We start from the raw sequence: 25,801 nt of genomic DNA on the forward strand, positions 1-25,801 counted from the left end.
AAACCTAACCCTGGTGCTTACTGCCCAAAGTTAGGTACCAATCAGCCGATATAGCAACTCAAGGCCAATTCCCGTTATCAGCAGTCGTTCTTTTTTGTTCTGCAACAACTGCTGCGTCCAGTCGACGTACCCGCCGTCGCCGATCTCAATCACCTGGCCGTTTACATCAATATCAATCTTGTATTGCAGCCCTTTGTAGTAGTTGTTCTCGCCAATGGCGTCGGTATAAGCTTCGACAACCACATCCGGACGCTGTTCGGCGACGTAGGCCCGAAGCTGTTCCACAAATGCAATCGGGTCGGAATAGCCTTTGCGGGCCGTGAGCCTGAATTTCAGCTTGTCGATACGTAGCTGATCGCGAAAAAACGCCGTCATCGCCACGATATGCCCGGTCAGGGCTTCTTTTTCGAATTGGAAACTACCCGTATCGCGCCCGGACGTAACCAGACAGGCCACCTTGAAGTGAGGCCGGAAGCCGGGAATTTTCGGTACGGGGGGCGTCCGCAGGTGCCGGTGAATGGTGCTGAAATGCAGCCGGTCGGTGGGCTGCTCGGGTTGCCAGCCGCCACTGTGCTTCAAATCGGCAATGTGCAGGGCCAGGGCGTTGGTCGCGTCAGCCATTACTTCCGTCTGCCGACCGGCCGACAGTACTTTCTTCTGGTCGGCTGTTGCCACGACGGAGCAGCTACCCAGCGCCGATACGGGTGAAAGCTCGATGGGCTTGAATCCGAACTGGCTGAACGTTTCATACGCGATGGTTTCCAGCCTGCGTAAGGCCAGCACATCGACGTCGGCCGGCTGCACGAAGCGGTTGCCCCGGTAGCTTTTCAGCAGATCGGGCGCCGACAGTTGGGCGGCCTTGCGGCTGAACAGGTCCAGCAGTACCGAGTTCAGTTCCGAACTGCTCAGCTCATTCGCCAGCACATCAATCAGATCAGGCTGATCGACGCGGGCCAGAATCTTTTCAACAATTGATGCATCCATGGCCTAGTGTGTTCGTAGCAGACCGTAGCGGTGCTCGTCCAGCAACACGCCGTTTTTAAAAACTGCCTTCGGCGAAATGCCCTCCAGTTGAAAGCCGTTTTTGGCCAGCACCCGCATGGATGCCGGGTTAGACGAAAAGATACCGGCAAAGATGCGTACCAGTTCGGGCTGCTCGCTGAACCCAATCGCGACGATCTGCCGAATGGCCTCCGTAGCGATACCCTTGCCCCAATACGGCTCGCCCAGCCAATAGCCAATCTCGGCGCTGCGTCGGTACACATCGGGCTGCGGCACCAGCCCGATCGTTCCCGCGAACTCCGGCCCGTACCAGATGCCAAGTACCAGCCCGAACTGACCGGCCAGAGCACTGTTTATAAACGCTGTTGCATCGTCCAGTGAATACAGGTGCGGAAACATATCCCGAAGCTGCTGCCAGACCTTGGCATTATTTGCCAGTTCGGCCATGCGCGGAGCTACACTCAAGTCGAGCGGCTGTAGTCGTATCTCGTCGTTCATCGCCATTCGTCATAAAGAGCAACAAAGATGCACAGCCGGTTAGAAACGACAGGTGTAAAAATCTACCAAGTTTTGCGCCATCTGTTCGGGTACTGTTATTTTTACTCTTGATCTACTGTGCTTTACGGCCTCCTCGGCTTTACCAAATCAATAAAAAGCCAAACCGGTTATGCGAGTATGCTGGCCTTCCTCCTGTCAATCCTTTTACCCCTGCTGCCAATCCGTGATACGCTGCCCGCTCGCCAGCCATCGGCCTATACGTCGGCACCGGATTCGACGCCCGTCGCCAGAATCACCCCAGCGATCAACCTCGATTTTCGGAATTCATTTCTGGAACGACAGCACGTCAACGTATGGGGCGTAAACGCGGGGATTGAATTTGGTCCCAAACGGCATCAGCTAACCCTTGGCTACTACTGGCTAACCTACGCTACGTACCTGCGACTAATCGACTGGCGACGTACGGCCGCCCGGCGGATCAATCTGGACTACTACACCCGTACGGACCTGTGGTTTCTGAGTTTGCTGTACTGGTGGAACCTGACCAATAACCAACACTGGATGGTGAGCCTGCCCGTCGAAGTAGGGGGCGGGATCGCCTACGCAATGCCCCACGATCTGCGACGGGACGTACAGATCGACCGTACCCGGCGCGACTTCTTCGTGCCTGTGCAGGTGGGTGCCTATACCCAGTGGAAAGCCACGCGCTGGATTGGATTCAGCGTTCAGCTGGGGTATAGGTACTCGATCTTTCAAACCGACATTGACCAGCATTTCAACGGCGTGTACTACAGCGTCGGTCTGACGGTTTACCCGGCGCTGGCAACCGATTTCTGGCGGCTCCTGACCCGAAAAGACCGCATCTCCCCCTTCCACCCTCCCCACCCCCGATCAGCGGCCCCTCTGTAAGCGTAGCAAGTTTGTTTGATTGGGTTAACCGTTTACGAAAAAGATGTTTCCGAGCGTAGCTTTTGGCGCGTTTCGCAAAATAAACCTCTATATTTCAATAGTTTGCATTCACGACCTATGTCTACATTATTGTTAACGTTCGCCAACAGTGATACAGATAAGCTGAAAACACTGACCGATGAGTACACCGGTGTAATCAATGCCTTACAGGACCGGCAGAAACGGGGAGACTTTACAGTTATTTCAAGGCCTTTGGCTACTCGCGAGCAAATCTTGACTGACATTCAGGCCTGGGAACAGGATATTGAACTGTTCCTATTCAGTGGTCATGCTGACCGCGACCGCCTGTTATTTGAAGATGGTACTGGTAGCTCAGATGGTATAGCAGCCCTTCTTGGCCGATGTCCTAATTTGAAAATAGTTGTTTTGAATGGCTGTTCCACATTAGGACAGGTTAAGGAGCTGAGCCGCAATAACATCCCGATTGTAGTAGCAACAAGCTCACCCATTAGTGATCAGAAAGCCACCCAGTTCTCCATTGCGCTATTTACTAATCTAGCCATACACAAGCTGTCGTTTAGCATGGCATTTGACCGGGCTATTGATACGGCTCGGGTTTATGGATTATCACACAGTGAAGAGTTATCGCGTGGTGGTATCGTGAGTAGCCAGCATGCTGGCAGCGACAAGGCTGTATGGGGAGTATACTATCACGAGAAAGATGAAATATTGGTCAAAACGTGGCGTCTTCCGACAAAAGACCTGACACCCGACGAAGGCCTGGAGAAGGTTAATGATAAGCTAAGAATCGCTCTCACAAAAGTCGCTAAGAGGTACAGTATCACGCCGACACCCAATGCGGCTCTGGAACGATTTCCATTTGTCATTAACGAGCCTATTCGCTGTTTAATAGCCGTCAAAGCTGAAACACAGGATGCCATTCAGTTCTATGACACACCTTCCTGGGAGCGATTCCAGATGCTGTTATACGCCTATCGGTCGGTTATCAATTTGACAACATTTGCCTTATTAGCCGAAGTATGGGGCAGACGTTTGCAGATTCACCCGGTTACAGATCTGCCCGACGAATATCAGGAGGCCATTAAGACCACCCTGTTTACCCCAAATACTTCAGATACCCACTTGTCGAATCTGGCCTTGATGCAGATCCTGATAAAGGTTGTTATGGACTCTCGTACGAACTTGACCACCGAAAACCTTGGTGACGAACCCCGGGCCAAAAAGACAAGCGATTTTATCAATGAATTAAGCACCTTATCAGAAGACCTGAATCAGGTTGAAATTAAAAAGTCAATTCAAGATTTAGAATCGAAAATTACCAATCAAGACGAGTTAAAACCCTACTTCGCATCTGCTTCGGAAACGCTTAACTTATGTCTCGAAGCTGAAACTAGTTTTGCGTTGGTTCTGCTTGCCTTCGGCTTCTGGGCAAAATACAGCTTGACGTCCATTAAGAACATCGAACTACTGAAATTCAAACATCTGAAAGATCCAAGTTATCTCCATCAATTGGTGCCTTTGCAGATTGGCTACGTCATTTCCAGAAGGGATGATGAGCGCCATTTGATTGATAATGCGCTTGAATCAACGTCAATCATTCTACATCCGCACGGAGAATGGCAGAAAGGCGGTTTGAATCTATCGCCATTCATCATTGATAAGAACGCGTTGCTCCGGGTAGCCAAATCAGAAGTCTATTATTTAATGTCCTATTCGGCTGCTATGAACGATCTGATATGTTACAGAAAAGTAAGTTCGTATCATGAAATCTGGACTGTTCTTGCTGCTAAGAAGTCAGTAAGTGAAAAGTTTTCGCTGGACGAAGACGAGGATGAAGACGAAGAAGACATGCTGGCAGACTATCACTCGTTGCTGAAAGATCAGCTTTCCGCATTTGCACTGTCGGTTCTCAAACTTCACCTGGAATAAACTATGAGAAGTCCATTCAGATTTCTGGACCCGTATACCTTAGCCGATAAGGAAACCTTCTTCGGGCGCGACAAGGAAATTCAGCAGCTTTACCGGCAAATTCAGCGTACACGCCTGCTGATATTATACGGCTTGTCGGGAACGGGTAAAACCAGTCTGATTCAATGCGGCCTAGCCGGGAAATTTGCCGGTCCCGACTGGTTGCCCATTTGGGTTCGTCGCCAGACAAATATCAACGAATCCGTTCAGGCCGCTATCAGGCGAATACTACCCGAAGCCGAAGACTCCTCCTTGTCGATCCAGATTAGAAGACTCTATCAGCATTTTCTACGCCCTGTTTATCTGATTTTTGATCAATTTGAAGAGTTATTTATTCTGGGTTCCCCCGATGAACAGACTCAGTTCATTGTTAACCTGAAGACAATTCTGGAGGAGCAGTTACCCTGTACGGTACTGATTGTAATCCGTGAAGAATACCTGGGGCGGTTGTATCCTTTCGAGAAAGCGATTCATACCCTGTTTGACTTCCGGCTGCGCGTGGAGCCTATGGATTACGCTAACGTGAAAAAAGTCCTGAAAAGCTCCTTTGCGAAGTTTAATATTTCGTACGGGAACCCACCTGACGATACGCGCCTGGATGATGTTATTCAGAATGTGAGCCTGCAGCGCTCAGGTATTGAGCTTCCGTATCTACAGGTTTTCCTGGACCAGTTATACCGGGAGGATTTTAAGCGAACCTATCCCGGCCTTGAGCTGTCAGCCGATCAGCAGTGGCCACCTATAGAAATCACCAAAGATGAAGTTCGTGAATTTGGTACGATTGATCAGGTACTAAACCGGTATCTGGACGAACAGATTGAGCGCATCCAGAAAGAACTTATAAAGCAGCAAACCGACCTCCCGACGAATACGGTCAGGGCGGTGCTGGATGGATTTGTGACGGATGATGAAACCAAACGACCGGTACGCTATAACCGCGTAAACGGATTAATTGAAATGGAAACCAGTGAACGAAATTTCTTTCCCCGAATTAGCGATTCCTTACTGAATACCTGCCTGAACGAACTGGAGCGAGCCAAGCTGATCCGTTGTGAACCGGAAACCATAGAACTAGCCCACGACAGCCTGGCAAAGATTATCCACAACCGTCGTCCGGACCAACAGCGGGAACATAATAACATGATACGCCAGATTCGAATGGCTATGGTGACATACCCACAAACCGGTGATTATCTGACCCGTAACCAGGTGGCTAAATTTGAAGATGTTCTGCCTAAACTATTACCCGAAGAAGTTGCATTTTATAATAAAAGCAAAGAGTTCAGAGATGCCGAAGAATACCAGGAATTAGCAAAGGAAAAAAAGCGCAATGCCAAATTGCGGAACAGGATGATAGCAGCAGTTGTAGCGGGCAGTATCGCCCTCTTTTTATTTCTTCTCAGCATTGTGTTCGCGCTTATAGGTGACGAAGCAATGGAAAAGCAACAGCGCCTTATCGACGCATTTTATTTTTATGGAGATCGCTATGCGCTTGCTCTCAAAAAAGATGAAGATAATAACAAGAAATATGGGTTCATCAACAAAGATGGCGACACGCTGATCAGTTATAAATATGATGAAGCCTATATTTTCGATGACTATGATGGCTACGCCCGCGTTAAACGTGATAATGTAAAGTATTTATTAGACACGCTGAAAAATGAGCATTTATTAGCGCTGGAAATTAAAGCATTAACTGATACTATTACCGCTCTGGATCTTCATGAAAGAGAATTAAGCAGCATTCACGAATCTGTTTTCAGTCACCCTTTACTCAAAATAGTCTTACTATACTCGAACGAGATACAACAACTACCTCCTCAGATTGGCAAATTGGTAAATCTTCAAACTCTTGATCTATCTTTTAACAAGCTCACCAGCGTACCTGATGAACTAGGTGAGTTGAGCGATTTACAAAGTCTTGTACTGAACAGCAACCAACTTGAAAGCTTGCCTGAAAGGCTGGGCGAACTGAGCAACCTGCGGGAGTTGTATTTAGGAGACAACAAACTTAAAAGCTTATCTGCCGGGTTGGGCCAGCTAACTAACCTGAAAAGACTATATATTTATCATAATCAGCTTACACGTTTGCCAGCTGAGTTAAGCAAACTGATCAACCTGGAGGAGCTGTCTTTAGGAGGCAATAAACTCAAAAATTTATCTGTTGAACTAGATCAACTGACCAACCTACGAATACTTGATCTAAGTGCTAATCAGCTTACGGGCTGGCCAACTAAGCTAAGCAAGCTGAGCAACCTGCGGGAGTTATACTTAGGAGACAACCAACTTAAAAGCTTACCTGCCGAGCTGGGGCAACTAACCAACCTACAAATACTTGATCTAAGCGGTAATCAGCTTACGGGTTGGCCTGATGAATTAAGTAATCTTAGTAATATGACTTATTTAAATCTAAAAGGAACGAAGCTTTCAGAAGAAACAATTACAAAAATTAAACGTCAGTTTCCTGACTGCGAGGTTGAATATTAGCGCCATGTTTTATCGATCAGCAATAATGATCTGAGCGCAGAGTAGTATCACCCGGGGCATTGTAGCTAATTATTCAGCTAAACTAGCTATCATAAACTACCACCGTATTTTACTAAAACATTAGGCCCCGCCCTTTATTGAAGGACGGGGCCTGGGAAGATAAAGGTTATGCCTGCAAGTTACTGCTTCTCAACAGAAACCTGCACGGTATAATCCTCCAGTTTAACTTCTTTGCCAGCTTCCGGGTAGGGCAATACGTCCTTGAGGGTCAGCCGGTAGGTCTGGTTGTTGACTGTAAATAGGGTTTCAACGGGCTTTTCAGGGTAAGCAGGCAAGGTTACGTCAACCTGCTGCGTGGCCCCTGCTGCGCTGGCTTCAAACTGGACCTTTACGGCACCGGCCGTAATGCAGCGCGCGTTTATGGGGCAGCGGCTGTCGGCGATCTGTGCGACTTTCAAATCAACTGAGCTGCCGGCCAGGCGAACACTCTTCTGATAAGCTACTTTCTGCTCTGTCGATTGAGTAGGTGCCACGGCGGTTTGCTGGCTGCAGGATGCCATCAACCCCAGGAAGGCTAAACTTAAAAACGCATTTTTCATAAACTAGTACTTGTAATGGTTACTCCTGCATGATTCCTCGGCAAGGAAAACCGTTGTAACGGCAAAACCGCTACGTCGTCAACCCAAGCGCTGGTTTTACGTAACCACTTGTCCATCAAGACTCAAATCAACCCACCTTCTCCGATATTTTTTTGGCGTATGCCCGTTTTGTTTGATGCTGGACGCTGGCCCCCTAACCGGTATCGCCAACCGGTACGTAGTCCCTCGACCGTCCTTCAGGTGGTCGGGGGTAGTTACTATCTGTCGGCAAAGCGGTATTATTGTCCACTACGGGCAGTTTCGCCACAGGCTCGATGGACTAACAGCTACCATGAAAGAGAAAATTCTACCCGTTCTGCACATTGATGACTTTGCAGAGGCTCCCCGACGCGGCCCCGACGTGTATGTGCAGTTGTTTCGAGAACACGTAGCGCAGTATCAGTTTATCCGTACACCCCACCGCCACGATTTTTACCTGCTGGTACTTTTCACCCGGGGGCAGGGCACCCACACGATTGACTTCGTCGATTACCCCATTCAGCCGGGCAGCGTATTTTTCATGTCGCCCGCGCAGGTACATACCTGGACCTACTCCGACGACACAGACGGTTACCTCATTTTTTTCAACGCAGCCTTTTATCTGGTCGACTACCCCGCCCGGAAGCTGTTTGACTTTCCGCTGTTTCACGCGCTGGCTACGCCCCCCGTCGACTATCTATCAACGGAAAACGCGGCCGATATCAGCGACTTGTTTGTACGGGTGTATCAGGAAACGATTGGCAGCAACTACCGCCGGGAGGATATTATCCGCTCGTACCTGAATATTCTGCTGGTGAAGCTCAGCGGTTTTCTGCTCACCCGCCAGTCGGATCGGCTCACGGTACATACTCAAAGCCAGATCCAGCAACTGGAGCGGCTCGTCGAAGCGCATTACCTCAATCACAAGACCGTGCGGGAATACGCCGACCTGATGGCCCTCTCGGAAAAGCAACTGTACACCATTTGCCAGACGGCCCTCGGTAAATCCCTGCAAAAGATCATTCAGGAGCGGCTGTTGCTCGAAGCCAAACGATTGCTTGTCCACACCGACCTTTCTGTGGCCCAGGTGGCCGACCGGCTGAACTTTCAGGATCACTCCTACTTCAACCGCTTTTTCCGCAAGGCAGCCGGGGTTACTCCCGAACAGTTTCGGCGCGAGTATCAATAGGAGTCGGCTGTGGAATCTCGGTTAACGCTTAGACTTGTTCGGCAGGCTGATGCGGTGCCGATCGGGCTTCACAAAAATGGTCAGCCACGTCCGGCGGGCCATCCGGAAAAAGTAAGGCGTCAGCAGAACCAGTGTAGGCAGCAGACCGATCAGGTAATACTCGAGTTCAATATTGAGCCAGAGCACCGCTACGAAAAAGGTTGCCAGCGTCCAGATCGTGAAGAAGGCATAGCTGACAAACATGGAGGCCCAGTAGAAACCCGGCTCGGGGGTAAAATTCAGGCCACACTGCGGGCAGTGGTCATGCATCTCGTCGAAATGTCGGCTGAAGGCCGTGTTGGTCACGAAGAAATCGCCCTGATGACAACGCGGACATTTGTTGAAGACAATGCTGTATAATCGGCTGTTGGTAGACATGGCATTTATGTGTTCAGGACGGCCACAACCCGCACCAAAAGCTGTCTGGCGCGGGCTAACCGCCATCACAAAGGTAGCCCTGCGCCCAGCCTATCCCCAGGACAAATCAGCCAATGTATGGCACAAATCGGCCGGGTAAGGCGGCCCGGTTCCCGGCCGAAAGCCATAAGTAGCCTGTGTACCCTGAAAAACCTTGATGAATCGAATCACAGTGTGGCTTGGTCTGCCGACCGCACCAGATGCCCACGTTGATAGGCATCAACCCATCACAGCATGGTTGTAGGACAGACGTAGTCAGTCAGCGGGAGCTTTCCGGTTTGCTTAATGGCCGCAAGGCCGCCCGTAATGTCAATCAGGTTATCGAATCCGCGCGCCCTGAGGATGGAGATAGCCACCATGGAGCGGTAGCCACCCGCGCAGTGAACGTAGTACGTTGTAGCACGGTTGATGCTGGCCATGTTCTCGTTGAGGTAATCCAAAGGCAGGTTCTGGGTCCCTACTACGTGCTCAGAGTCGTATTCGCTTTTACGGCGAACGTCCAGCACGGACAGATTCGGGTGCTGGTGGAACAACTCGGCAAAGGCATCGGCTGATATGGACGGGATCGTATCAATGTCTCGGCCAGCGGCCTGCCAGGCAGCAAACCCACCGTTCAGGTACCCAATGCAGTTATCGTAGCCGACCCGCGCCAGGCGTACAATGGCTTCTTCTTCTTTCCCTTCGGGCGCTACTAACAAAATAGGCTGCTTTAAGTCCGGAATCAGCGTGCCAACCCACCCGGCAAACTGCCCTTCCAGACCAATGTTAACGGCATTGGGAATGAAGCCTTTTGCAAACGCCTGCGCCTGACGTACATCCAGAATCAGCGCATGTTCTTCGCTGGCTGCGGCTTCAAAAGCCGCCGGCGTAAGCGCCTGTTTACCCTGCCGGATCACCGCATCAACGCTATTGTATCCCAGTTTGTTGAGCACCGCGTTTTTAGGAAAATACTGCGGTGGGGGCGTTAGGCCGGTCGTCACTTCCTGGATAAATTCTTCCTTGCTGCGGGTGCGTAAGGCATAGTTGAACCGTTTCTGATTGCCCAGCGTATCGAAGGTTTCCCGGCTCATGTTCTTGCCGCAGGCCGACCCCGCCCCGTGACCCGGATACACAATCACATCGTCGGGCAGGGTCATGATTTTCGTGTGCAGACTGTCGTAGAGATAACCCGCCAGATCCTCGCGGGATAAATCGGATTTAACCGCCAGGTCGGGCCGGCCAACGTCCCCGATGAACAGGGTATCGCCGGTAAAAATGGCCGTTTCCTTGCCGGTTTCGTCGATCAGCAGATACGTGGCTGATTCTATCGTGTGACCCGGCGTATGCAACACCCGGATCGTTAGCTGACCAACCCGAAACTCCTCGCCGTCGCTGGCTACGTGGGCCTGATAACCCGGCTGGGCCGTAGGGCCGAAAACAATGGTAGCCCCGGTTTTTGCCGCCAGGTCGAGGTGACCGGACACAAAGTCAGCGTGAAAATGCGTTTCAAAAACGTACTTTATGGTAGCTCCGTCGGCAGCCGCCCGATCCAGATACGGTTTGGTTTCGCGAAGGGGATCGATGATGGCGGCTTCGCCTTCTGACTCAATGTAGTAAGCGGCTTCGGCCAGACAGCCGGTATAAATCTGATCGACTTTCATGATTTAACGAGTGTTAAATTGATAAGCCAAAATTGGTAGTCAGCCGAAAGCCGTTCCGTGATATTTGTTACACACGCACGATGATTCTGCTCAGCTTAGTGCGGTAGCCTGTGGCGAAAATAGCCGTAGACCCACGTACCCGCTATGGCGCTCAGCAACGTGGTCAGCACAACGACGTATCCGCTGCCAATCTGGGCAAACAATGGTCCCGGACAAGCGCCGGTAATGGCCCAGCCTAATCCGAACAGCAGGCCACCATAAATTTGCCCACGGTTAAAGGGCTTCGGCCGAAAGGTCACTTCTTCCCCCGACAGAGTCTTGATATTGTATTTCCTGATGAGCCAGACCGAGAGCATGCCGACCAGGATGGCTGACCCGATGACCCCGTACATATGAAAACTCTGTAACCGAAACATCTCCTGGATGCGAAACCATGAAATGATTTCGGCTTTTACGAAGACAATGCCAAACAGAACGCCCACCACTACATAGTTCAGGTTGGCGGTCCAGCTCTCCGTTTTTTTCATATTGTTGGGCGCGTCGCATACCAGCGATTCAGTTGATTCCTGCACGTGTTGCATGATAGATAGCTTAGATTAATGTCATTAGATAGGGCAGAATCAGGTGCGTCATGGCGAAACCGCCAATCATAAAACAGGCCGTAGCGACCAACGACGGCCATTGCAGGGTTGATAGTCCCATGATGGCGTGGCCCGATGTGCAGCCCCCTGCCCAGCGTGTTCCAAACCCAACCAGAAAGCCCCCCAAGACGAAAAACAGGAGTCCTTTGAGCGTGAATAGATAGGCCGGATCAAACAAGTCAGCGGGCATCAGACCCGAGAAATCACGAATCCCTAAAGCCCGTAAATCCGTGACCGTAGCGGCTGAGAGCTGAAACGCATTGGGATTGGTCAGGAACTGGGCCGACAGCATCCCGCCTATTGTTATGCCGGCCACGAAGAATAAATTCCAGACTTCTTTTCTCCAGTTGTACTGAAAGAACGGGATGTTGGCGGGCAGGCAGGCCGCGCAGATATGCCGCAAAGACGACGAGATCCCGAACGATTTGTTGCCAATCAGCAACAGGGCAGGCACCGTAAGGCCAATCAACGGCCCGGCTACGTACCAGGGCCAGGGCTTACGGATCAACTCGATAAATTCCATTTAACTTATTCTATAGATTATACTTAATAACCACATACACCGACGATACATTCATTCGGATCGTAACCAATGAGTGATAAGCGCCCGATCCTATGCTGTGGTTACACAAAGCTCCTCACCCGCGCTCCGCTTTTCTGTGATATTTGTCACGCAGCCCGATTTCAGGACAGATTGTTATACATACGTATTGACAACAGCCCCCATCCAGATGTTGGGTGGGGGCTGTTGTCAATATGCCAGGAACGGGTAATATGACTGGTCAGCGGAGTTAGGTTGGTATCTTGGTTTGGGTAGGTTGGTAATCCACAAAAAAGTTGATCCAGGTACGGCGGGCCAGCCGAAAGAAAAAGGGAGTCAGCAGGACCAGCGCGGGTATAAGACCAATCAGGTAATACGTTAAGTCGACGCTGAGCAGTACGTTAAACAAGACAAACGTACTGATTATGAACGCGACGTAGAAGGCGTAGCTGACATACATGGCTCCGAAAAAGAACCCCGGCTCCGGCTCGAATCGCAGATCGCAATGGCTGCACCGGTGATGCATTTTATCGAATCGCCGGAGATCATAAGCCGTGTTTGTTATAAAGAAGCTTCCCTCCTGGCACCGTGGGCATTTATTGAAAAGAATGCTGTATAGTTTGGTCCCTTTTAGCATGGCGTTGTCTCGTTACGTGTGCGAAGTGAGCGTTGATCCGATCAGGTCTTTGCAAAAGTAGCCCGGTTTTCAGGGAGAGTCAGTGACGTTTGTCACGGTACGGGCTGGTATTGGTCATGCAGGCGTTACGGTTCTTTCCCGGCAGTAGCTACAGAATAGTTTCTTTCACGAGAATGTAAACGCCCATCATCAGCACAAACCAGCCGAACGCTTTCTTCAGCTTTTGCCCTGGCACAAACCGCGACAGATACGAACCAACGAAAATGCCGACCACGGAAAGCGCCGTAAATTCGAGGAGAAACGGCCAGTCGATGGGTATGTTCGACAGATCACCGAGAAAACCGATCAGCGATTTGGCCGCAATGATCAGCAGCGACGTCCCCACGGCCATCTTCATGGGCAGTCGGGCCAATACGACCAAAGCCGGTATGATCAGGAATCCGCCCCCGGCCCCGACAATACCGGTAAGCGTACCGACCAGCGCTCCTTCCAGCGCAATGACAGGGTAATTGAACCGCAACGATTCTGCCTGGCCCGCAGCCTGATTCCGTCGGTCGCGGATCATGGACAACGAAGCCGCCAGCATCACCAGCGCAAAAAACAGCATGATGGCTACGTTTCTGCCGAGGGAAAAGCTGTCTGACATCAGCACCGGGTCCGGTATGGCCGGCATGATGTATCGCCGGGTCAGGAAAACGGCCACAAAGGAAGGGATGGCGAACACGACGGCGGCCCGGTAGTTAACCAGCGCTTTCCGCATGTAACTGACCGAGCCGATCAGGGAGGTCGTACCGACCACAAACAGCGAATAGGCCGACGAGACAAGGGGATTAATCCCCATCAGATACACCAAGACTGGTAACGTCAGGATGCTTCCACCTCCGCCAATCAGCCCGAGGCTGACACCGATAAGAATGGACGCAGAAAAGCCAAGGAATTGAATCGTATTCATGCTTGCCGAACTTTTCAGCAAAGCAATCCTACACCGAAGCGCTTTTCCGTGATAATTGTTACACAGGCCAGCGGACTAGAGCATCTCGATTCGGTTGCGGGCGAGTTTTAGTTTGCCCATCTTTTCCAATTGCTTCAGTAAACGCGAAATAACCTCGCGGGACGTAGCCATTTCACTGGCAATCTCCTCGTGTGTGATGGTCAGGGTCGTGCACTGACAGGACCGGGTTTTCTTGTCCAGATACGCCAGCAGCCGCTCATCGAGCTTGTGAAAAGCAATGCTGTCGATTGTCCTGAGCATGTCGTCGAACCGCTTCTGATACACCTGAAAAACAAATTGCTTCCACGATGAATAGGTACACATCCATTCCTCAACCTTTTCAATGGGAATGGTAATCAGCCGGGTCTTCTCTTCGGCCACCGCCGTAACCTCGCTCGGTTTACGATCCAGACAACACGTCAGCGACAGCGCACAGGAATCCAGTCCGCCCAGGTAATACAGTAAGGCTTCACGGCCTTCCGCATCGGCCCGCAGAATTTTTACGGAGCCGCTCAGCAGAATCGGGACGCTCCGGACGTAGCCGCCAGGACGCATCAGGTACTGCCCTTCGTCTAACTCCACGTAATTGCCTACGCGGGCCAGCTCTTCGATCAGGGCCGGCTCGAACCGCCCAACGAACAGCCGTTGTAATTGAGAAACGTCTTTTATCATTATAGTATATCACACAAGAAGCCTCCGGCAATAAAGGGAGGCTGTACTTACGACTGGCAATCAGCGGCTTTTATTACCGATGACTCACCCGGGTCCGGCGGCACGTCTGGATGCCGAAGGGTACGTACAACGGGCAAACGCTGACAAGGCTGGTCACTAAAAATACCCCAGCCAGCACTAAGCCGACAATACCCCAAACACCGGTGACCGTACCAGTAAAAAACAGGATAAGTAGTGCAATAGCAACAACAAACCGGATAATCCGATCGGCGGAACCCATGTTCTTTTTCATGGCTAAACGTTTTTACGGCTAAAAAAGCAGTTCAGGAAATGCTTATCTGTGACAATTGTTACAGACTACCCATTCTAGGAGCGGGTCCTGCAAAAGTCCTCTGCCCCGACTCGCCGACAAACGACCTACTTCAGAACGGGCGATGAATTATATCACGCAATCGCCTGACAACCATCATAACCGAGGCTGAATTCCTGTATGACCTTTGCGAAAGCATTCTTCGGATGCGCTGGTAGAGAATTGCATACTTAACCCGTATTCAGTCATGACGTTCGAACCTGCGACCCAATCGGTAGCCTTCGTGCTTCCCCTGTACTTCTATAAGGCTGAACTGACCTTCAGCCGACTGAACGACACCTTCGACGATGTGCAAATCCGGGTTACGCCCGGCAACCTACCCCGCTACGTTGTCTCAACGGCTCAACTGGCCAAAGGCATCTGGCACGCCCGCCTGAACTGGTCGGATGGCCAGCAGTCGTATCATGAAGAGAAGGAGATTATTGTTGGATGAACGGCCGGTCAGAGCCGACAACTTCCCGTCAAAAACCAATTAAGCCATGATACCAACCACAATGAAAGCGGCTGTGGCTCACGCCTACGGCCAACCCCTCCGTATTGAGCAAGTACCCGTACCGGAAGTCAGTTCGGGGCGCATTCTGGTGAAAGTGGCCGCGTGTGGCGTATGCCATACCGATCTGCACGCCATCAATGGCGACTGGCCGGTTAAAGCGACACTCCCCCTGATTCCAGGCCACGAAGGCGTTGGTACCGTCGTAGCGGTTGGTACCGGGGTCACCCAGGTTCGCGAAGGCGACCGGGTTGGAATTCCCTGGTTGTATACAGCCTGTGGCCATTGTGAGCAGTGCTGCTCGGGCTGGGAGACCCTGTGCCCGGAGCAACAGAACACGGGGTATTCTGTACAGGGCAGCTACGCCGAGTACGTCCTGGCCGACCCGAATTTTGTGGGCCATATACCCGATACGTTATCGTTTCAGCAAGCCGCGCCCATTCTCTGCGCCGGGGTAACGGTCTACAAAGGTTTAAAGGAAACGGAGGTAAAACCCGGCCAATGGGTGGTCATCTCCGGTGTGGGTGGTCTGGGTCACCTGGCCGTGCAATACGCCAAAGCCATGGGTATGCACGTAGCGGCCGTAGATATTCAGGCGGAAAAGCTAAAGCTAGCCCAGGAGGTTGGGGCGGATCTGGTTATCAATGCGGCAAAGGAGAATCCGGTAACTGTAATTCAGCAGAGGATCAAAGGGGCTCATGGCGTGCTGGTCACGGCCGTTTCCCGTTCGGCATTTGCGCAGGGGGTGGGTATGTTACGACGCCGGGGTACCCTGTCGCTGGTCGGTTTGCCCCCAGGCGATTTCAACCTGAATATTTTCGACGTAGTCCTGACGCGCAAAACCATCCGGGGATCGATTGTTGGCACCCGGCAGGATTTAACCGAAAGCCTGGCTTTTGCTGCGGAAGGCAAAGTAAAAGTGCATTACCACTGCGATCAGTTAGACAACATCAACCAGGTATTGACCGATATGGCCGCCGGCCGTATTGACGGTCGCGTTGTCTTAAACCTTAGCTGATTCTCCATCCAGTTGAGTATGTTAATAAGTCAGCTCAACTATTCATTACGTTAAGGCAAGTAAAGGCATTTGCGTGTTCAGGACGGCCACAACCCGCACCAAAAGCTGTCTAGTGCGGGTTAACCGCCAACACAAAGGTAGCCCTGCGGCCAGCCTATCCCCAGGACAAATCAGCCAATGTGTGGCACAAATAGGATGGGTAAGAGATCCGGGATTCTCCGATTGCAGTAACTAGTTTTTAGGGAGCTGGTATATATATAGGAATCTCGTTCCACATTGTCCGAATTTTAGGTGAACTTACCCCTTCGTTCGGCCAACAAGCGTTTAGCAACCGGTGCAAGCCCTAATTAATGCTTGATTTAGTTTGTAGTGCTAGTTATGGACGGTAGAGTTCTTGATAAAGCTAAACACTTCCCAAAACGAACTGCTTTTCAAACTTACTCACGTATTAAAAAGTTGACAATCGAGTCAAACTTCTATTGTTTTATACAAAAACAAGCGTAAGCAATTTTAGCTATGATTTCTTGAAAGGGTACGCTGGGTTACTTAAGGTATACCCACGTTCATTGTATTAAAAGCTAATTCCTAATTTTTCAAAAAGTATTCTGTTGCGATTTTTGGCATCCTTCAAAACTTTTTGGTAAGACAATACTTCTATATATGCATTATATTGCCTATTAAAGTAGAAATACCCCATTCCATCTGGTGTGACGTTGAAGTCTTTAGATTTAAGTATATCAATCAGTTTCGGATTAAAATCACATATTACATATGCGTAAAATGGCACTCTGTCTTTTTCAGACATTTGTATGTACTTATTACGCCGGTCTTTTGCCTTACCACTCCTTAATTTACCTATATAATCAACAACTTGATCTGCTGGATTACTTTTTGAGTCCTTATCACTATAATCATTCCTTTCAGGCTTCTTAAATTCAACCAAAATAAATGAATTAAAAGGAGCCTCTTCGTCCACGAACGCAAAAGTACTATTGAAGATGAATAAGTCAGGCCGATCAGTAGAATCAACATCATTTATGACTGGCATATCAGATATTGGCTTATCCGATGCAAGATAAAAGTGGTAAGCAAGCCGTTCATCAATCAGCCATAAGTTTTGTTGTTCATATTTAACATCGTCTGATTCCTTTCTTATCGGAAAGAATAATTCATGAATCGTTCTTTCGCTATAAAATTTGTCGCTTTCTTCACCCAAAAACTTATTAAGTAAATCTATAATAGATTTTCTGTGTATAACATATTTAACCAAATTTGCTTTTCCCACATCATTCGCTTGCTTAATGTATTTTTCATACGCTAATTGATAATCCTCGATGCTATTATACTCGTGCCCATTTAAAACTTCATTTGCTAACATCTTAGTTTCCAATTCGAGCTTTTGCTGAATTCTAAATAATTCAACATCTAGTTTATCTCCGTTTAAAGTAGCTGGCAGTTTTTTTACTTCTTCTTCTTTATATTTTAGAACATATTTAAATTGTGGCGAAGATTGTGCTACATGCCTTTTTACTGCTTCTATTTTTTCTTGTCGAAGTATATCAAGTGGAACTCGTAGTATTTCCTCAAGCTGTTTCGTTAGTTGAGATTTTATTTCGTCAAAAGTTATAGATGAGTAGCTTAAACTTGGCGAATGATAGGATGACTCATCTTCCGGGAAATCAAATTTAGTCCTTTCATTTCCCACATGCTTGTCTAAATAATCTGCTGTAATATATACCTTAAGATACAAATTGTCATTTGTAGGTAGAAATACATTACTAGTAAGGTCAGGCATATATCTACTGAGGCTCTCATTTACTACATCTCTACAATTACCGCAATAGTGAGTCCACGCGATTTATGCAAGGCTTAAGTTACGGACGCACTAATCCAACTGTTGGCAAATCACTTGACAAGGATATGGATCGAGAATAGATTTTTAGTCACGATCGGGTTCGATATTCCGATCTTTTGACTTGGATGGTGTATTCTGATCTTTTGGGGGTCGGTTTCCAGTAAGCCAAGGTGGCAGTCGTTCTTTTAAGCGTTCAGCTGTATATTGTTCACGGCCTGCTTTAAGCCCAGCTAATCGAGCCCCTTCTCCTTGGACTTTGGCTAGTTGTTAAGCCAACTCTGGCATATGCTGAGCAATCATATAGCCTTCGTTGAAACCTTTCAGGTAATCAGGATCAACCTTGTTTTCGTCTTCCATGGCTAAAAGGTATTTTTCGCGTTCTGTTCCAGATAGGAATTGATTGACTCCCGGTCGTAGAGAATGATTTTCTTTTGCGGCTGAGAAAATCGAATTTTTCCTTCGTCCCGCAGTTTCTGCAAGGTCGTTTTAGATTTAATATTGAGAAGCAGCATAGCCTGCTCATCCGAAATCCACTTATTTTTCTCATGGCCATTCTTCTCCCTCAACCGATCAACGACCTGCTCAACTAAAGCATAAAAGGCTTTATCTTCAAGACAAATAATTTCCATCAGATATTTTATATGTGAGAAGTTGTGATATTTCTCTCCACTCGCTTTTTTCCCAAGAGTAAATAAATGCCACCTTTGTCAAAATATCAATATATGTACAACCGTATTTTTTAATATTATTAGTTTTTGCATTTTGAGCAAGACGTAAAATTAGCTTAATAAGAGAATCTTCCTGGCTAAATTTGAGCTTATTAAAAGCCTCAATAAAATATCCACATTCCATCATTACTTCAACAATATTATTATAATTTACATTTTCTCCACTATAAAACAAATCTTTATCTTTGACTAAGCTAAACGCTTCATCAATTAATAATTTTGCTAAATAATTATTCCCAGCGCTACTCTGAGCTCTGATTACACTTATAAGTGCATCTATCATTTGCTCTTCCCAATCATAAGTACTTTTAGGTTTAATCGATTTTAATTCATCTAAGTACTTTGTAGCAATATTTACATTTCCTATAGAAGATAATACTTTAATAGCTTCAACATAAATAAATGGTATTTTATTCTCGTTTAATATATGCTCTATGTAGCTATAATTACCTATATGAGCGCATTCTTTTATTATTTCGATTAATATAATATTTAACCATTCAGCATTATTGCCATATTTTTTTATTAGACTGTGAGTCTTTGCTAATCCATCACTTTTATTTATATAATTTACCCATATAGCAAAAGATTTATTATAATATTGGGTTGTATCTTTTGAACTTCTTTTGTCGAAATTATAAAAATATTTCTCTATCAAATCAGGTTTATTTTGCCTTATAAGTTCTTTAATTAAATCAAGCAAAACTTTACTACGGTCATGTTTGTTGTGTACAATGTCTTCTAGTGATGATTGTAATTTATTTATTTTAGATTCATCAGAAAGTTCATCGTCGCAAGTTATTTGATGATAGAGAATTCCTGATTTCTCAGTAATATTAAAAAAATCAAGCAAAGTAAATAATCCGTCTTTGGTTAAATGATTTTTAGCTTTATATATGCTTTCAATTATATCTGTTTCTTCAATTGAGTTATTATATATATATATATATCTACAAAATATAAGCAATTCAACTGCCGATATATATTCCTGATGGCGTAATAACTCTACCACTACTCTTTTAATATCATGCTCAAATTTCCCTAAATCTTGAAAATTAAGCATATAGTTATGTGGATTTTTTGTTTCATTACGAGAAATTTCCTCTCTTTCTGTAGAAATAAGTTTATAAAGAGTTTTTACAGCCAATGACAATATCGCTAATGAACGCTTATCATTATAAATAAATAATGTATGCGAGATATTACAACACAGCTCAATATAATTTTTATAATCAGGAAGATTTCTTAGCTCATCAAAGGATTCTTGATATTTTTCTTCAGCCTCTATAAATAACTTTTGTTTAGCTAGCCCTATAGAAATACACAATAATGCATCAACCTTATTTTTTGAACTCTTAATTTTATTTGAAAGTTGTACGGCTAATTCAAATTGCTTTTTCTCTACCAGTTCGGCAATTACAATAACCTGAAACCATGTTTCATTGAGAAATGGAGGAGTACTAACCAATAAGATTGCTCTCTCGTAGAAGCCAACCTGAACCATTGAACGCAATAATTCTGCAGTTGCTTGATGGACGGCATATGAGTAATTAATTTGATTTATATAATCTTCCGCTCTATCAAAAGCATTATGGGCCTCAACAGTCATATTGATTTGGACATATACCTGAGCAAGATCCATAAGGGCGTATGAGCGCAATTCTTCAGCGGTCCAGTCATCATGATGAGGCCCCCATGCTGGAATTAAATCTATAATTAATTCAATCTGCTTTATGATTTCATAAGCATAATTATTTAGCTGATTTTCAATAAAATATATAGCCAGTTGACACATTGTCCTGGCTAGCTTTAAGTCAACTTCTTGGTTTAATATACTTTCAACTTTATCATATTGCTTTTTTTTAGCATATGGAAGCACAAGTTCTAGGCTAAGCCCTGGTTTTCTCCATTTTGAGGTAATTTTATTGATGATTGACTGCGCTTTACTTATTTGATCTAATTGGGCATATTTTTTTACTAAATCTGAATAATAATTCTCTTGATCATATTTATCTTCCTCAGAAATTAATTTTATAGCTTTTTTAAGTTGGCCGGAAGTAATATAAAGATTTATTAGAAGTCTTTTTAAATTATCTGTTTTGCTCTCAATTTGCCGACTGTTAATTAGAGACTCGGCTAAATCCAATTGGCCACAGGAAATAAGAATTTTCACAAATTCATCGACTGCCTGGTAATAATCTTGGTCATTCTTTAATTCTTTAATATTATTTAAGATATCTTCTTCGAGTTCTTTTATTTCAGCCGTTCTAACTCCATCTCGTTTATAAAGTGCTCTATATATTCTCATTAATCCAAGTAGATTTTCACCTTGAGGAACGCTTGCGCCTCTAATTCCTGATTTTTCAGCTGATAATTGATTCCCACTTAAAATATTAGGACGTGCTCTAGTATGATTAAGAGCTTCAGTCTCCTTACCTAACCATACTAGTGCTTCTAAAGCGTTATAATTATACCGCCCCATTCGATGGTAAACTGTAAATCGAGCAGCATGAACAGTAAATAACTTAGTAATATCTTGAAAATTACTCGTTGAATTACTCCTTTGAATAACCTGGTTCAAATCAGAAAGGAAAGATAAATCCCCACTAAATCTTTTTGCCTTAGCGTTTAGCCAATCAGGCGCATCCAATAAAAGTTTATGAATCTTTTCATATTGTTTTGATTCCAAAAGATGCCAGACAAGATTATTTAACGTATACTCGTCAGAGATTAAAGCAGCTTGGTACAATTTGGCCATAAGTCCAGCTTAATTAAGAGAATATGAAACCATATAAACAATTATATTTAGATCATAACAATTTTAATTTTTATTATTTCTAGTCTCTGTAAAGAGTATCCCATAAGGCATCTGATATTTGTTTATGAGCAGCTGGTAAATCAATTTTTTCGTCAAGTATCTCTTGTTTTGCAGCAACAAAATCAAAAAAACTTGCATGATACAAGCGATATTTCCTTTGAGTACTGTTTATATCATAACTTTCGTACAAAAACTGTTGCCACTCATTAATTACTGACCGAATACGGCTTTTATTATCCACTTTTGAAAATGCGCGGATTTGATCGATTGAGACTGGTTCTTTAACTACTGTTAAAGCCACTAAGACCGGTAGTTTATAGCTAAACCATATATTTTCATCTTTTTCACGAAGTCTTCGCCAATGGTCTTCGTAATAATTCTGCAAACCAGTTGGAATTGTTGCAATATCTTGTTTTTCGTATACTCCCGACTCAATTTCAGGTAATACGTAACGTAAATAAATAAAATTACCTTGACTTTTTTGCGTTAGGTATTCAATAAATATATTACTATTGATTTTTTGATTTTTAATATAAAGCTGTATACCTGGTTTTGAAATTTGTAAGCTTAAATATTGGCGTATATCGGCAATATTACCCTCTCCATCCTGTTCTATATCTAACACATCATGTTCACTCTCTGTTCGAATAGATAGTGCTATTTTTCTGGTAGTAGCAATGATAAAAATATTCTTTGGAAGAATAAGAGGTAAATAAAGTGTATTTGCTCCATAAGAGAGATTTTGGCTATCAACTTCATCTAATGCATCTACTACTATTACACACTTACTTTTTATTAATTTTTCTGATACTTCGCTTAGGAGCTTGCCAAGAAATCCAGAATCATTCGTTGCCTCTGGAGGAAGAACTGAGTATTGCAAATCATAAACAGCAATTAATTGAGCACAAATATTTTTGATAAAATCACTTGCTTTATTAATTCCCTCAGCGCGTACATTAAAATGATGGATATAGCCTTCTTCCTTTACTAATTGAGCTAATAGGGCGGATTTGCCAATACCAGGATCTCCACGTATAAAAAAGTAACCGCAAGAGTTATTTTGCAAAAATTTATTAATTGCATCAAATATGAATCGTCTACCGGTAAATCCTCGTGATTTTTCCTCAATCAATCTAGTGAAATCTCTAATTTGATCACGGATGCTAAATGTTGATTTAGCGAATAAAGTAGTTAATTCCCCAAACCGTGTATCCATAAGTGATGCTAGACCACTAAGAACACTTTCTATATTAATAAGGGACTGCGCTAATCCTGATGTATTAGCAGAAATTGTATACAGGGATTTTGTATCAAAAACAGGACGAAATACATCTGTTGCATGTAACTCAACTTCTAAATAGTAAAGTAATGAATTCACTTCTTCAATAAAATTAGGCAACAAAATATAGGTATTAAGCCTTTCTTTCCATTTTCTAGCAATAACTTCTACATTTGGCTTTCTTTCAAATCTTATAAGTTGACTTAATTCAAGCGCGACTTCTTGATCACTCAGTATTCCGTCTTCTTGTATTAAAGCCTTTGAGAAAAACAATTTTTCTCCAGTTGAGTATCGTTGAATAGCGGTTCCTAGAGCTTTCTTATAAGCGTTTTTAGCAGGGTCCCCTTTGAGCTTTTTGAACAAATCTTCGGTAATATTCCCAGCTAAAGCTTGCAAAAAGGCATCTGCAGCTTTGGTAAGAATAGTAGTTACTAAAGTTATCATATAGAATTATTTTTTTCTGCTAAGTATATATTAGTTCATTTGGTAAATTATCTAGGCTTGTGAAATAAAAGAAATTTGTCGTATTCCCTCCGAGTTTTCTGCTGCTGGCTCCACATTGCGAAACAACCCTTGTTTAAAACTAGACCGCCCAAAACTGCGTTCAACGGATTAACAATTCTTTCCGTATACAATGCCACGATGTTATACTCCGTTGGTGATCCAGTTTTAATTGGAAGTCAAGGTCACCTACCGGTACTCAATTTGCGTCATAAACTTAAACGACTAATGAGGGTGCTCCGAATCTTATTCAACCAACTACTCATCCATCGTTAGACTCCTAAATCTATTCGCATTCAACTCTCCTCAGCGAAGTTTATCATTGAATCACTCAATGTAGACATTCTGAGTCGGTTTATTTAGTTAGATCCAGTTTAGAATTACTATCTGATTATCACACCGATTCTTCAAAGTGTGAATGATAAGCACAAGGCCGTTATTACTTCTCAGCCTCGTCGATTTGCCAGAGCGTTCCATTAACCAGTCCAAAAGTAGAGTGACGCGCTGGGCAAGTAGAGCATAATCTACTTCGATAAATAAAGCCTCTCGTTGAGCGTCCGAAATTTTCGACCGTCTGTTAGGCTGTCAGACGTAAAGCCCAACTACCAGCCTTGGTTACAAGCTGTCGCTTTTAGCAAGAGCTGTCATATAGCCTATTGAACACGCTCAGTCGGTACAAGCATCTAACTCGCTGATGATTGCCGTTTAATTAGGCTAATGTAATACTTATAAGTTTTGAATTAATTCAATGGTCGATAATAATTCTTGTGCAAATCTTGTGCAAATAAAAAAGCACTTACGATTTTTACGTCGTAAGTGCTTGATTTTTAGGTGGGAGTTGAGGGATTCGAACCCCCGACCCTCTGCTTGTAAGGCAGATGCTCTGAACCAACTGAGCTAAACTCCCTTTTCTTAGTTTTGCCCCGCCTGACCGTTGTCGTTTGGGACTGCAAATATAGGGGGCGCAAACGCCTTTTTGCAAGCAAAACCCCGAAAAAAAGTGAAATAATTTATAAGCTATTGATAGCCAATCGGCTCCTACTCAAAATTCAGGTACAGCGTTACGGTATGCGTCGTCAGTTTGCTGATGCCTACGCTGGCCGCGTTGTTGCCCGGCCGATACAGATTCACCAGACCGTGCGAAAAGCGGAGTTCGGGCGCAAATTTGAAGAACTCAAAAAACTGCTCGAAGCCCACCCCGTACTCGACCGCAACGTCCATCGTGCCCGTGCTGAGCCGGCTGGTGCCCTGATCGCCCCGGCGAACGTTGGTCTCGATGGCAAACGAGCCCCCGCCCAGCAGGTACATCCGGCTGTTGTTCCGTCGCTCGGACTTATACTTGAGCAGCAGCGGAAAATCCAGCCAGGTCGATTCGCGGACTTCTTTGCGCTGCGTACCGCCGGGATAGTCGTAGAGTACCTCACGGCTGTAGAGCGATACGGCCGGGGTCAGGCGCAGATCGAACCGGTCGTTCAGGAACGTATTGATCACAAAACCCACCCGGAAACTGGCTTTGTTGGGCGAATAGATCCGATAGGCCGAGTCCCGGGCCGTAACGAACGCCGGACTGTACCGAACGCTGAACCGTGTAACGGGGGCGGCAAAGAAAAAACCGTAGTGAATGACCTTGTCGTCGTAGCGCTCGAGGTGCTTACGGATATACTTGTATTCCTGGGCTAACGAATGGCCACTGAACAACACCCAGACGAGCGCCGTTACTGCGACTTTTGACCGATGTAGATTGACGCAACGCCGAAAGTAAGCGGTATCCATTGAGTGTTTGTGAATCCGGCTGCTTCAAAAATACGCAGGAAGTCCGGACCATCGGGAAACGCCTGTACCGATTCGGGCAGGTACGTATACGCCGATGAGTCCTTACTGACTACGCGTCCAATGAGCGGCAGAATAGTTCGGGAATAAAAACGGTACACTTGTTTAAACGGAAACTGGCGCGGATTCGAAAATTCCAGTACCAGACACACACCCCCTGCGCGGGTCACGCGGTGCATGTCGGTGAGGCCCTTCAGCAGATTCTCGAAATTCCGCACACCAAACGAAACGATGACAGCATCGAATTCATTGTCTGTAAACGGCAATCGTTCCGAATCGCCCGACCGCATTTCGATAATCTGGTCCACCCCGCGCTTCTTCATCTTCTCCCGCCCGATGGACAGCATGCCTTCCGAAATGTCGACCCCAACGATTTTCTTCGGTTTCAGGGCCAGCGCTTCGAGGGCGAAGTCGCCGGTTCCGGTGGCGATGTCGAGGATGGTCTGGGGGGCATACGGCTTCAGTTGCCGAATGGCTTTTTTACGCCACAGAATATCAATCCCCCCACTCAGTACGTGGTTCAGCAGGTCATATTTCGGCGAGATATTGTCGAACATCTCGGCAACCTGCTCGCGCTTGCTGGTGGATTTATCTTTATACGGTACAACGGCCATTGTAAAAGAGCGAATTAGTGAATGAGCGA

Annotated in this window: 23 protein-coding genes and 1 tRNA gene; 6 read left to right on the forward strand and 18 right to left on the reverse strand. The window is 46.1% G+C overall.

All coding sequences use genetic code 11. The features are described 5' to 3' along the window. Window positions 1–30 precede the first annotated feature (30 nt). Complete coding sequence (locus BN8_RS22920; protein ID WP_009284334.1) at window positions 31–984, reverse strand: hypothetical protein; 954 nt, start codon at window positions 982–984, stop codon at window positions 31–33. Window positions 985–987: 3 nt separating this feature from the next. Further along, complete coding sequence (locus BN8_RS22925) at window positions 988–1,500, reverse strand: GNAT family N-acetyltransferase (RefSeq protein WP_229368287.1); 513 nt, start codon at window positions 1,498–1,500, stop codon at window positions 988–990. A gap of 177 nt (window positions 1,501–1,677) precedes the next feature. Between BN8_RS22925 and BN8_RS22930 the strand changes: the two genes are divergently transcribed. The 3 genes from BN8_RS22930 to BN8_RS32015 all read left to right on the forward strand — a co-directional run bounded on the left by BN8_RS22930 (window position 1,678) and on the right by BN8_RS32015 (window position 6,885). Beyond that, on the forward strand, window positions 1,678–2,409 hold the full coding sequence (locus BN8_RS22930) for a hypothetical protein (protein WP_009284336.1): 732 nt from the start codon (window positions 1,678–1,680) through the stop codon (window positions 2,407–2,409). A gap of 117 nt (window positions 2,410–2,526) precedes the next feature. Continuing rightward, window positions 2,527–4,359, forward strand: coding sequence for a CHAT domain-containing protein (locus BN8_RS22935; protein WP_009284337.1), 1,833 nt, complete (start codon window positions 2,527–2,529; stop codon window positions 4,357–4,359). A 3-nt stretch (window positions 4,360–4,362) separates the two neighbouring features. Further along, on the forward strand, window positions 4,363–6,885 hold the full coding sequence (locus BN8_RS32015) for an nSTAND1 domain-containing NTPase (RefSeq protein ID WP_009284338.1): 2,523 nt from the start codon (window positions 4,363–4,365) through the stop codon (window positions 6,883–6,885). A gap of 179 nt (window positions 6,886–7,064) precedes the next feature. Here the strand turns inward: BN8_RS32015 and BN8_RS22945 are convergent, their stop codons facing one another. Then, window positions 7,065–7,484: a hypothetical protein gene (locus BN8_RS22945; protein WP_009284339.1), complete on the reverse strand. Its 420-nt coding sequence runs from the start codon at window positions 7,482–7,484 to the stop codon at window positions 7,065–7,067. A gap of 175 nt (window positions 7,485–7,659) precedes the next feature. Here BN8_RS22945 and BN8_RS22950 point away from each other — a divergent pair, with 175 nt between their 5' ends. Further along, on the forward strand, window positions 7,660–8,691 hold the full coding sequence (locus BN8_RS22950; protein WP_009284340.1) for a helix-turn-helix domain-containing protein: 1,032 nt from the start codon (window positions 7,660–7,662) through the stop codon (window positions 8,689–8,691). 21 nt (window positions 8,692–8,712) lie between these two features. Here BN8_RS22950 and BN8_RS22955 read toward each other — a convergent pair whose 3' ends face one another. From BN8_RS22955 to BN8_RS22990, 8 genes are all read right to left on the reverse strand, one after another. Next, window positions 8,713–9,108, reverse strand: a complete 396-nt coding sequence (locus tag BN8_RS22955) for a DUF983 domain-containing protein (RefSeq protein ID WP_040006458.1) — start codon at window positions 9,106–9,108, stop codon at window positions 8,713–8,715. A 266-nt stretch (window positions 9,109–9,374) separates the two neighbouring features. Further along, window positions 9,375–10,787, reverse strand: a complete 1,413-nt coding sequence (locus BN8_RS22960) for an MBL fold metallo-hydrolase (protein ID WP_009284342.1) — start codon at window positions 10,785–10,787, stop codon at window positions 9,375–9,377. A 95-nt stretch (window positions 10,788–10,882) separates the two neighbouring features. Next, complete coding sequence (locus BN8_RS22965) at window positions 10,883–11,368, reverse strand: DUF6691 family protein (RefSeq protein WP_009284343.1); 486 nt, start codon at window positions 11,366–11,368, stop codon at window positions 10,883–10,885. A gap of 10 nt (window positions 11,369–11,378) precedes the next feature. After that, entirely contained in the window at window positions 11,379–11,951 is a 573-nt protein-coding gene (locus BN8_RS22970) for a YeeE/YedE family protein (protein WP_009284344.1), read from the reverse strand. A gap of 268 nt (window positions 11,952–12,219) precedes the next feature. Then, the gene (locus tag BN8_RS22975) at window positions 12,220–12,606 is read right to left on the reverse strand and encodes a DUF983 domain-containing protein (protein ID WP_009284345.1); all 387 of its coding nucleotides are present in this window, start codon (window positions 12,604–12,606) and stop codon (window positions 12,220–12,222) included. Between the two features lie 148 nt (window positions 12,607–12,754). Next, window positions 12,755–13,558 carry a sulfite exporter TauE/SafE family protein gene (locus BN8_RS22980; protein WP_009284347.1) on the reverse strand — a complete coding sequence of 268 codons (804 nt, stop codon included), beginning with the start codon at window positions 13,556–13,558 and terminating at the stop codon, window positions 12,755–12,757. A 75-nt stretch (window positions 13,559–13,633) separates the two neighbouring features. Beyond that, on the reverse strand, window positions 13,634–14,269 hold the full coding sequence (locus tag BN8_RS22985; RefSeq protein ID WP_009284348.1) for a Crp/Fnr family transcriptional regulator: 636 nt from the start codon (window positions 14,267–14,269) through the stop codon (window positions 13,634–13,636). A 73-nt stretch (window positions 14,270–14,342) separates the two neighbouring features. After that, on the reverse strand, window positions 14,343–14,561 hold the full coding sequence (locus BN8_RS22990) for a YgaP family membrane protein (RefSeq protein WP_009284349.1): 219 nt from the start codon (window positions 14,559–14,561) through the stop codon (window positions 14,343–14,345). Window positions 14,562–14,826: 265 nt separating this feature from the next. Between BN8_RS22990 and BN8_RS22995 the strand changes: the two genes are divergently transcribed. Further along, window positions 14,827–15,072 carry a FixH family protein gene (locus BN8_RS22995; protein WP_009284350.1) on the forward strand — a complete coding sequence of 82 codons (246 nt, stop codon included), beginning with the start codon at window positions 14,827–14,829 and terminating at the stop codon, window positions 15,070–15,072. Window positions 15,073–15,118: 46 nt separating this feature from the next. Further along, the gene (gene adhP / locus BN8_RS23000) at window positions 15,119–16,147 is read left to right on the forward strand and encodes an alcohol dehydrogenase AdhP (protein ID WP_009284351.1); all 1,029 of its coding nucleotides are present in this window, start codon (window positions 15,119–15,121) and stop codon (window positions 16,145–16,147) included. 571 nt (window positions 16,148–16,718) lie between these two features. Here the strand turns inward: adhP and BN8_RS23005 are convergent. The 7 genes from BN8_RS23005 to ubiE all read right to left on the reverse strand — a co-directional run bounded on the left by BN8_RS23005 (window position 16,719) and on the right by ubiE (window position 25,772). Next, entirely contained in the window at window positions 16,719–17,942 is a 1,224-nt protein-coding gene (locus tag BN8_RS23005; RefSeq protein WP_009284352.1) for a Shedu immune nuclease family protein, read from the reverse strand. 419 nt (window positions 17,943–18,361) lie between these two features. Further along, window positions 18,362–18,631 carry a helix-turn-helix domain-containing protein gene (locus BN8_RS23010; protein WP_009284353.1) on the reverse strand — a complete coding sequence of 90 codons (270 nt, stop codon included), beginning with the start codon at window positions 18,629–18,631 and terminating at the stop codon, window positions 18,362–18,364. Then, a complete protein-coding gene (locus BN8_RS23015) occupies window positions 18,612–21,488 on the reverse strand; it encodes a tetratricopeptide repeat protein (RefSeq protein WP_009284354.1) in 2,877 nt (958 codons plus the stop codon). The genes BN8_RS23010 and BN8_RS23015 overlap by 20 nt, the downstream gene beginning before the upstream one ends. Before the next feature lie 79 nt (window positions 21,489–21,567). Beyond that, window positions 21,568–23,271 (reverse strand): P-loop domain-containing protein, encoded by a 1,704-nt coding sequence (locus BN8_RS23020; RefSeq protein WP_009284355.1) that lies wholly within the window; start codon window positions 23,269–23,271, stop codon window positions 21,568–21,570. Window positions 23,272–24,160: 889 nt separating this feature from the next. Continuing rightward, window positions 24,161–24,235: transfer RNA gene (locus tag BN8_RS23025), tRNA-Val, on the reverse strand. Between the two features lie 131 nt (window positions 24,236–24,366). Continuing rightward, on the reverse strand, window positions 24,367–25,101 hold the full coding sequence (porT, locus tag BN8_RS23030; RefSeq protein ID WP_009284356.1) for a type IX secretion/gliding motility protein PorT/SprT: 735 nt from the start codon (window positions 25,099–25,101) through the stop codon (window positions 24,367–24,369). Further along, window positions 25,044–25,772 (reverse strand): bifunctional demethylmenaquinone methyltransferase/2-methoxy-6-polyprenyl-1,4-benzoquinol methylase UbiE, encoded by a 729-nt coding sequence (ubiE, locus tag BN8_RS23035; RefSeq protein ID WP_009284357.1) that lies wholly within the window; start codon window positions 25,770–25,772, stop codon window positions 25,044–25,046. Before ubiE ends, porT begins: the two co-directional genes overlap by 58 nt. Between the last annotated feature and the right edge of the window lie 29 nt (window positions 25,773–25,801).

The organism is Fibrisoma limi BUZ 3 (assembly GCF_000296815.2).
In the GTDB taxonomy this organism is placed as follows: domain Bacteria; phylum Bacteroidota; class Bacteroidia; order Cytophagales; family Spirosomataceae; genus Fibrisoma; species Fibrisoma limi.

Coding starts and splice junctions, on each gene's coding strand:
- BN8_RS23020 (WP_009284355.1), bottom strand. CDS start 23,271: ATGATAACTTTAGTAACTACTATTCTTACCAAAGCTGCAGATGCCTTT.
- BN8_RS23010 (WP_009284353.1), bottom strand. CDS start 18,631: ATGGAAATTATTTGTCTTGAAGATAAAGCCTTTTATGCTTTAGTTGAG.
- BN8_RS22975 (WP_009284345.1), bottom strand. CDS start 12,606: ATGCTAAAAGGGACCAAACTATACAGCATTCTTTTCAATAAATGCCCA.
- porT (WP_009284356.1), bottom strand. CDS start 25,101: ATGGATACCGCTTACTTTCGGCGTTGCGTCAATCTACATCGGTCAAAA.
- BN8_RS22990 (WP_009284349.1), bottom strand. CDS start 14,561: ATGAAAAAGAACATGGGTTCCGCCGATCGGATTATCCGGTTTGTTGTT.
- BN8_RS22985 (WP_009284348.1), bottom strand. CDS start 14,269: ATGATAAAAGACGTTTCTCAATTACAACGGCTGTTCGTTGGGCGGTTC.
- BN8_RS22960 (WP_009284342.1), bottom strand. CDS start 10,787: ATGAAAGTCGATCAGATTTATACCGGCTGTCTGGCCGAAGCCGCTTAC.
- BN8_RS32015 (WP_009284338.1), top strand. CDS start 4,363: ATGAGAAGTCCATTCAGATTTCTGGACCCGTATACCTTAGCCGATAAG.
- ubiE (WP_009284357.1), bottom strand. CDS start 25,772: ATGGCCGTTGTACCGTATAAAGATAAATCCACCAGCAAGCGCGAGCAG.
- BN8_RS22965 (WP_009284343.1), bottom strand. CDS start 11,368: ATGCAACACGTGCAGGAATCAACTGAATCGCTGGTATGCGACGCGCCC.
- BN8_RS22945 (WP_009284339.1), bottom strand. CDS start 7,484: ATGAAAAATGCGTTTTTAAGTTTAGCCTTCCTGGGGTTGATGGCATCC.
- BN8_RS22950 (WP_009284340.1), top strand. CDS start 7,660: ATGCTGGACGCTGGCCCCCTAACCGGTATCGCCAACCGGTACGTAGTC.
- BN8_RS22925 (WP_229368287.1), bottom strand. CDS start 1,500: ATGAACGACGAGATACGACTACAGCCGCTCGACTTGAGTGTAGCTCCG.
- BN8_RS22935 (WP_009284337.1), top strand. CDS start 2,527: ATGTCTACATTATTGTTAACGTTCGCCAACAGTGATACAGATAAGCTG.
- BN8_RS22930 (WP_009284336.1), top strand. CDS start 1,678: ATGCTGGCCTTCCTCCTGTCAATCCTTTTACCCCTGCTGCCAATCCGT.
- BN8_RS22920 (WP_009284334.1), bottom strand. CDS start 984: ATGGATGCATCAATTGTTGAAAAGATTCTGGCCCGCGTCGATCAGCCT.
- BN8_RS23005 (WP_009284352.1), bottom strand. CDS start 17,942: ATGCCTGACCTTACTAGTAATGTATTTCTACCTACAAATGACAATTTG.
- BN8_RS22995 (WP_009284350.1), top strand. CDS start 14,827: ATGACGTTCGAACCTGCGACCCAATCGGTAGCCTTCGTGCTTCCCCTG.
- BN8_RS22955 (WP_040006458.1), bottom strand. CDS start 9,108: ATGTCTACCAACAGCCGATTATACAGCATTGTCTTCAACAAATGTCCG.
- adhP (WP_009284351.1), top strand. CDS start 15,119: ATGATACCAACCACAATGAAAGCGGCTGTGGCTCACGCCTACGGCCAA.
- BN8_RS23015 (WP_009284354.1), bottom strand. CDS start 21,488: ATGGCCAAATTGTACCAAGCTGCTTTAATCTCTGACGAGTATACGTTA.
- BN8_RS22980 (WP_009284347.1), bottom strand. CDS start 13,558: ATGAATACGATTCAATTCCTTGGCTTTTCTGCGTCCATTCTTATCGGT.
- BN8_RS22970 (WP_009284344.1), bottom strand. CDS start 11,951: ATGGAATTTATCGAGTTGATCCGTAAGCCCTGGCCCTGGTACGTAGCC.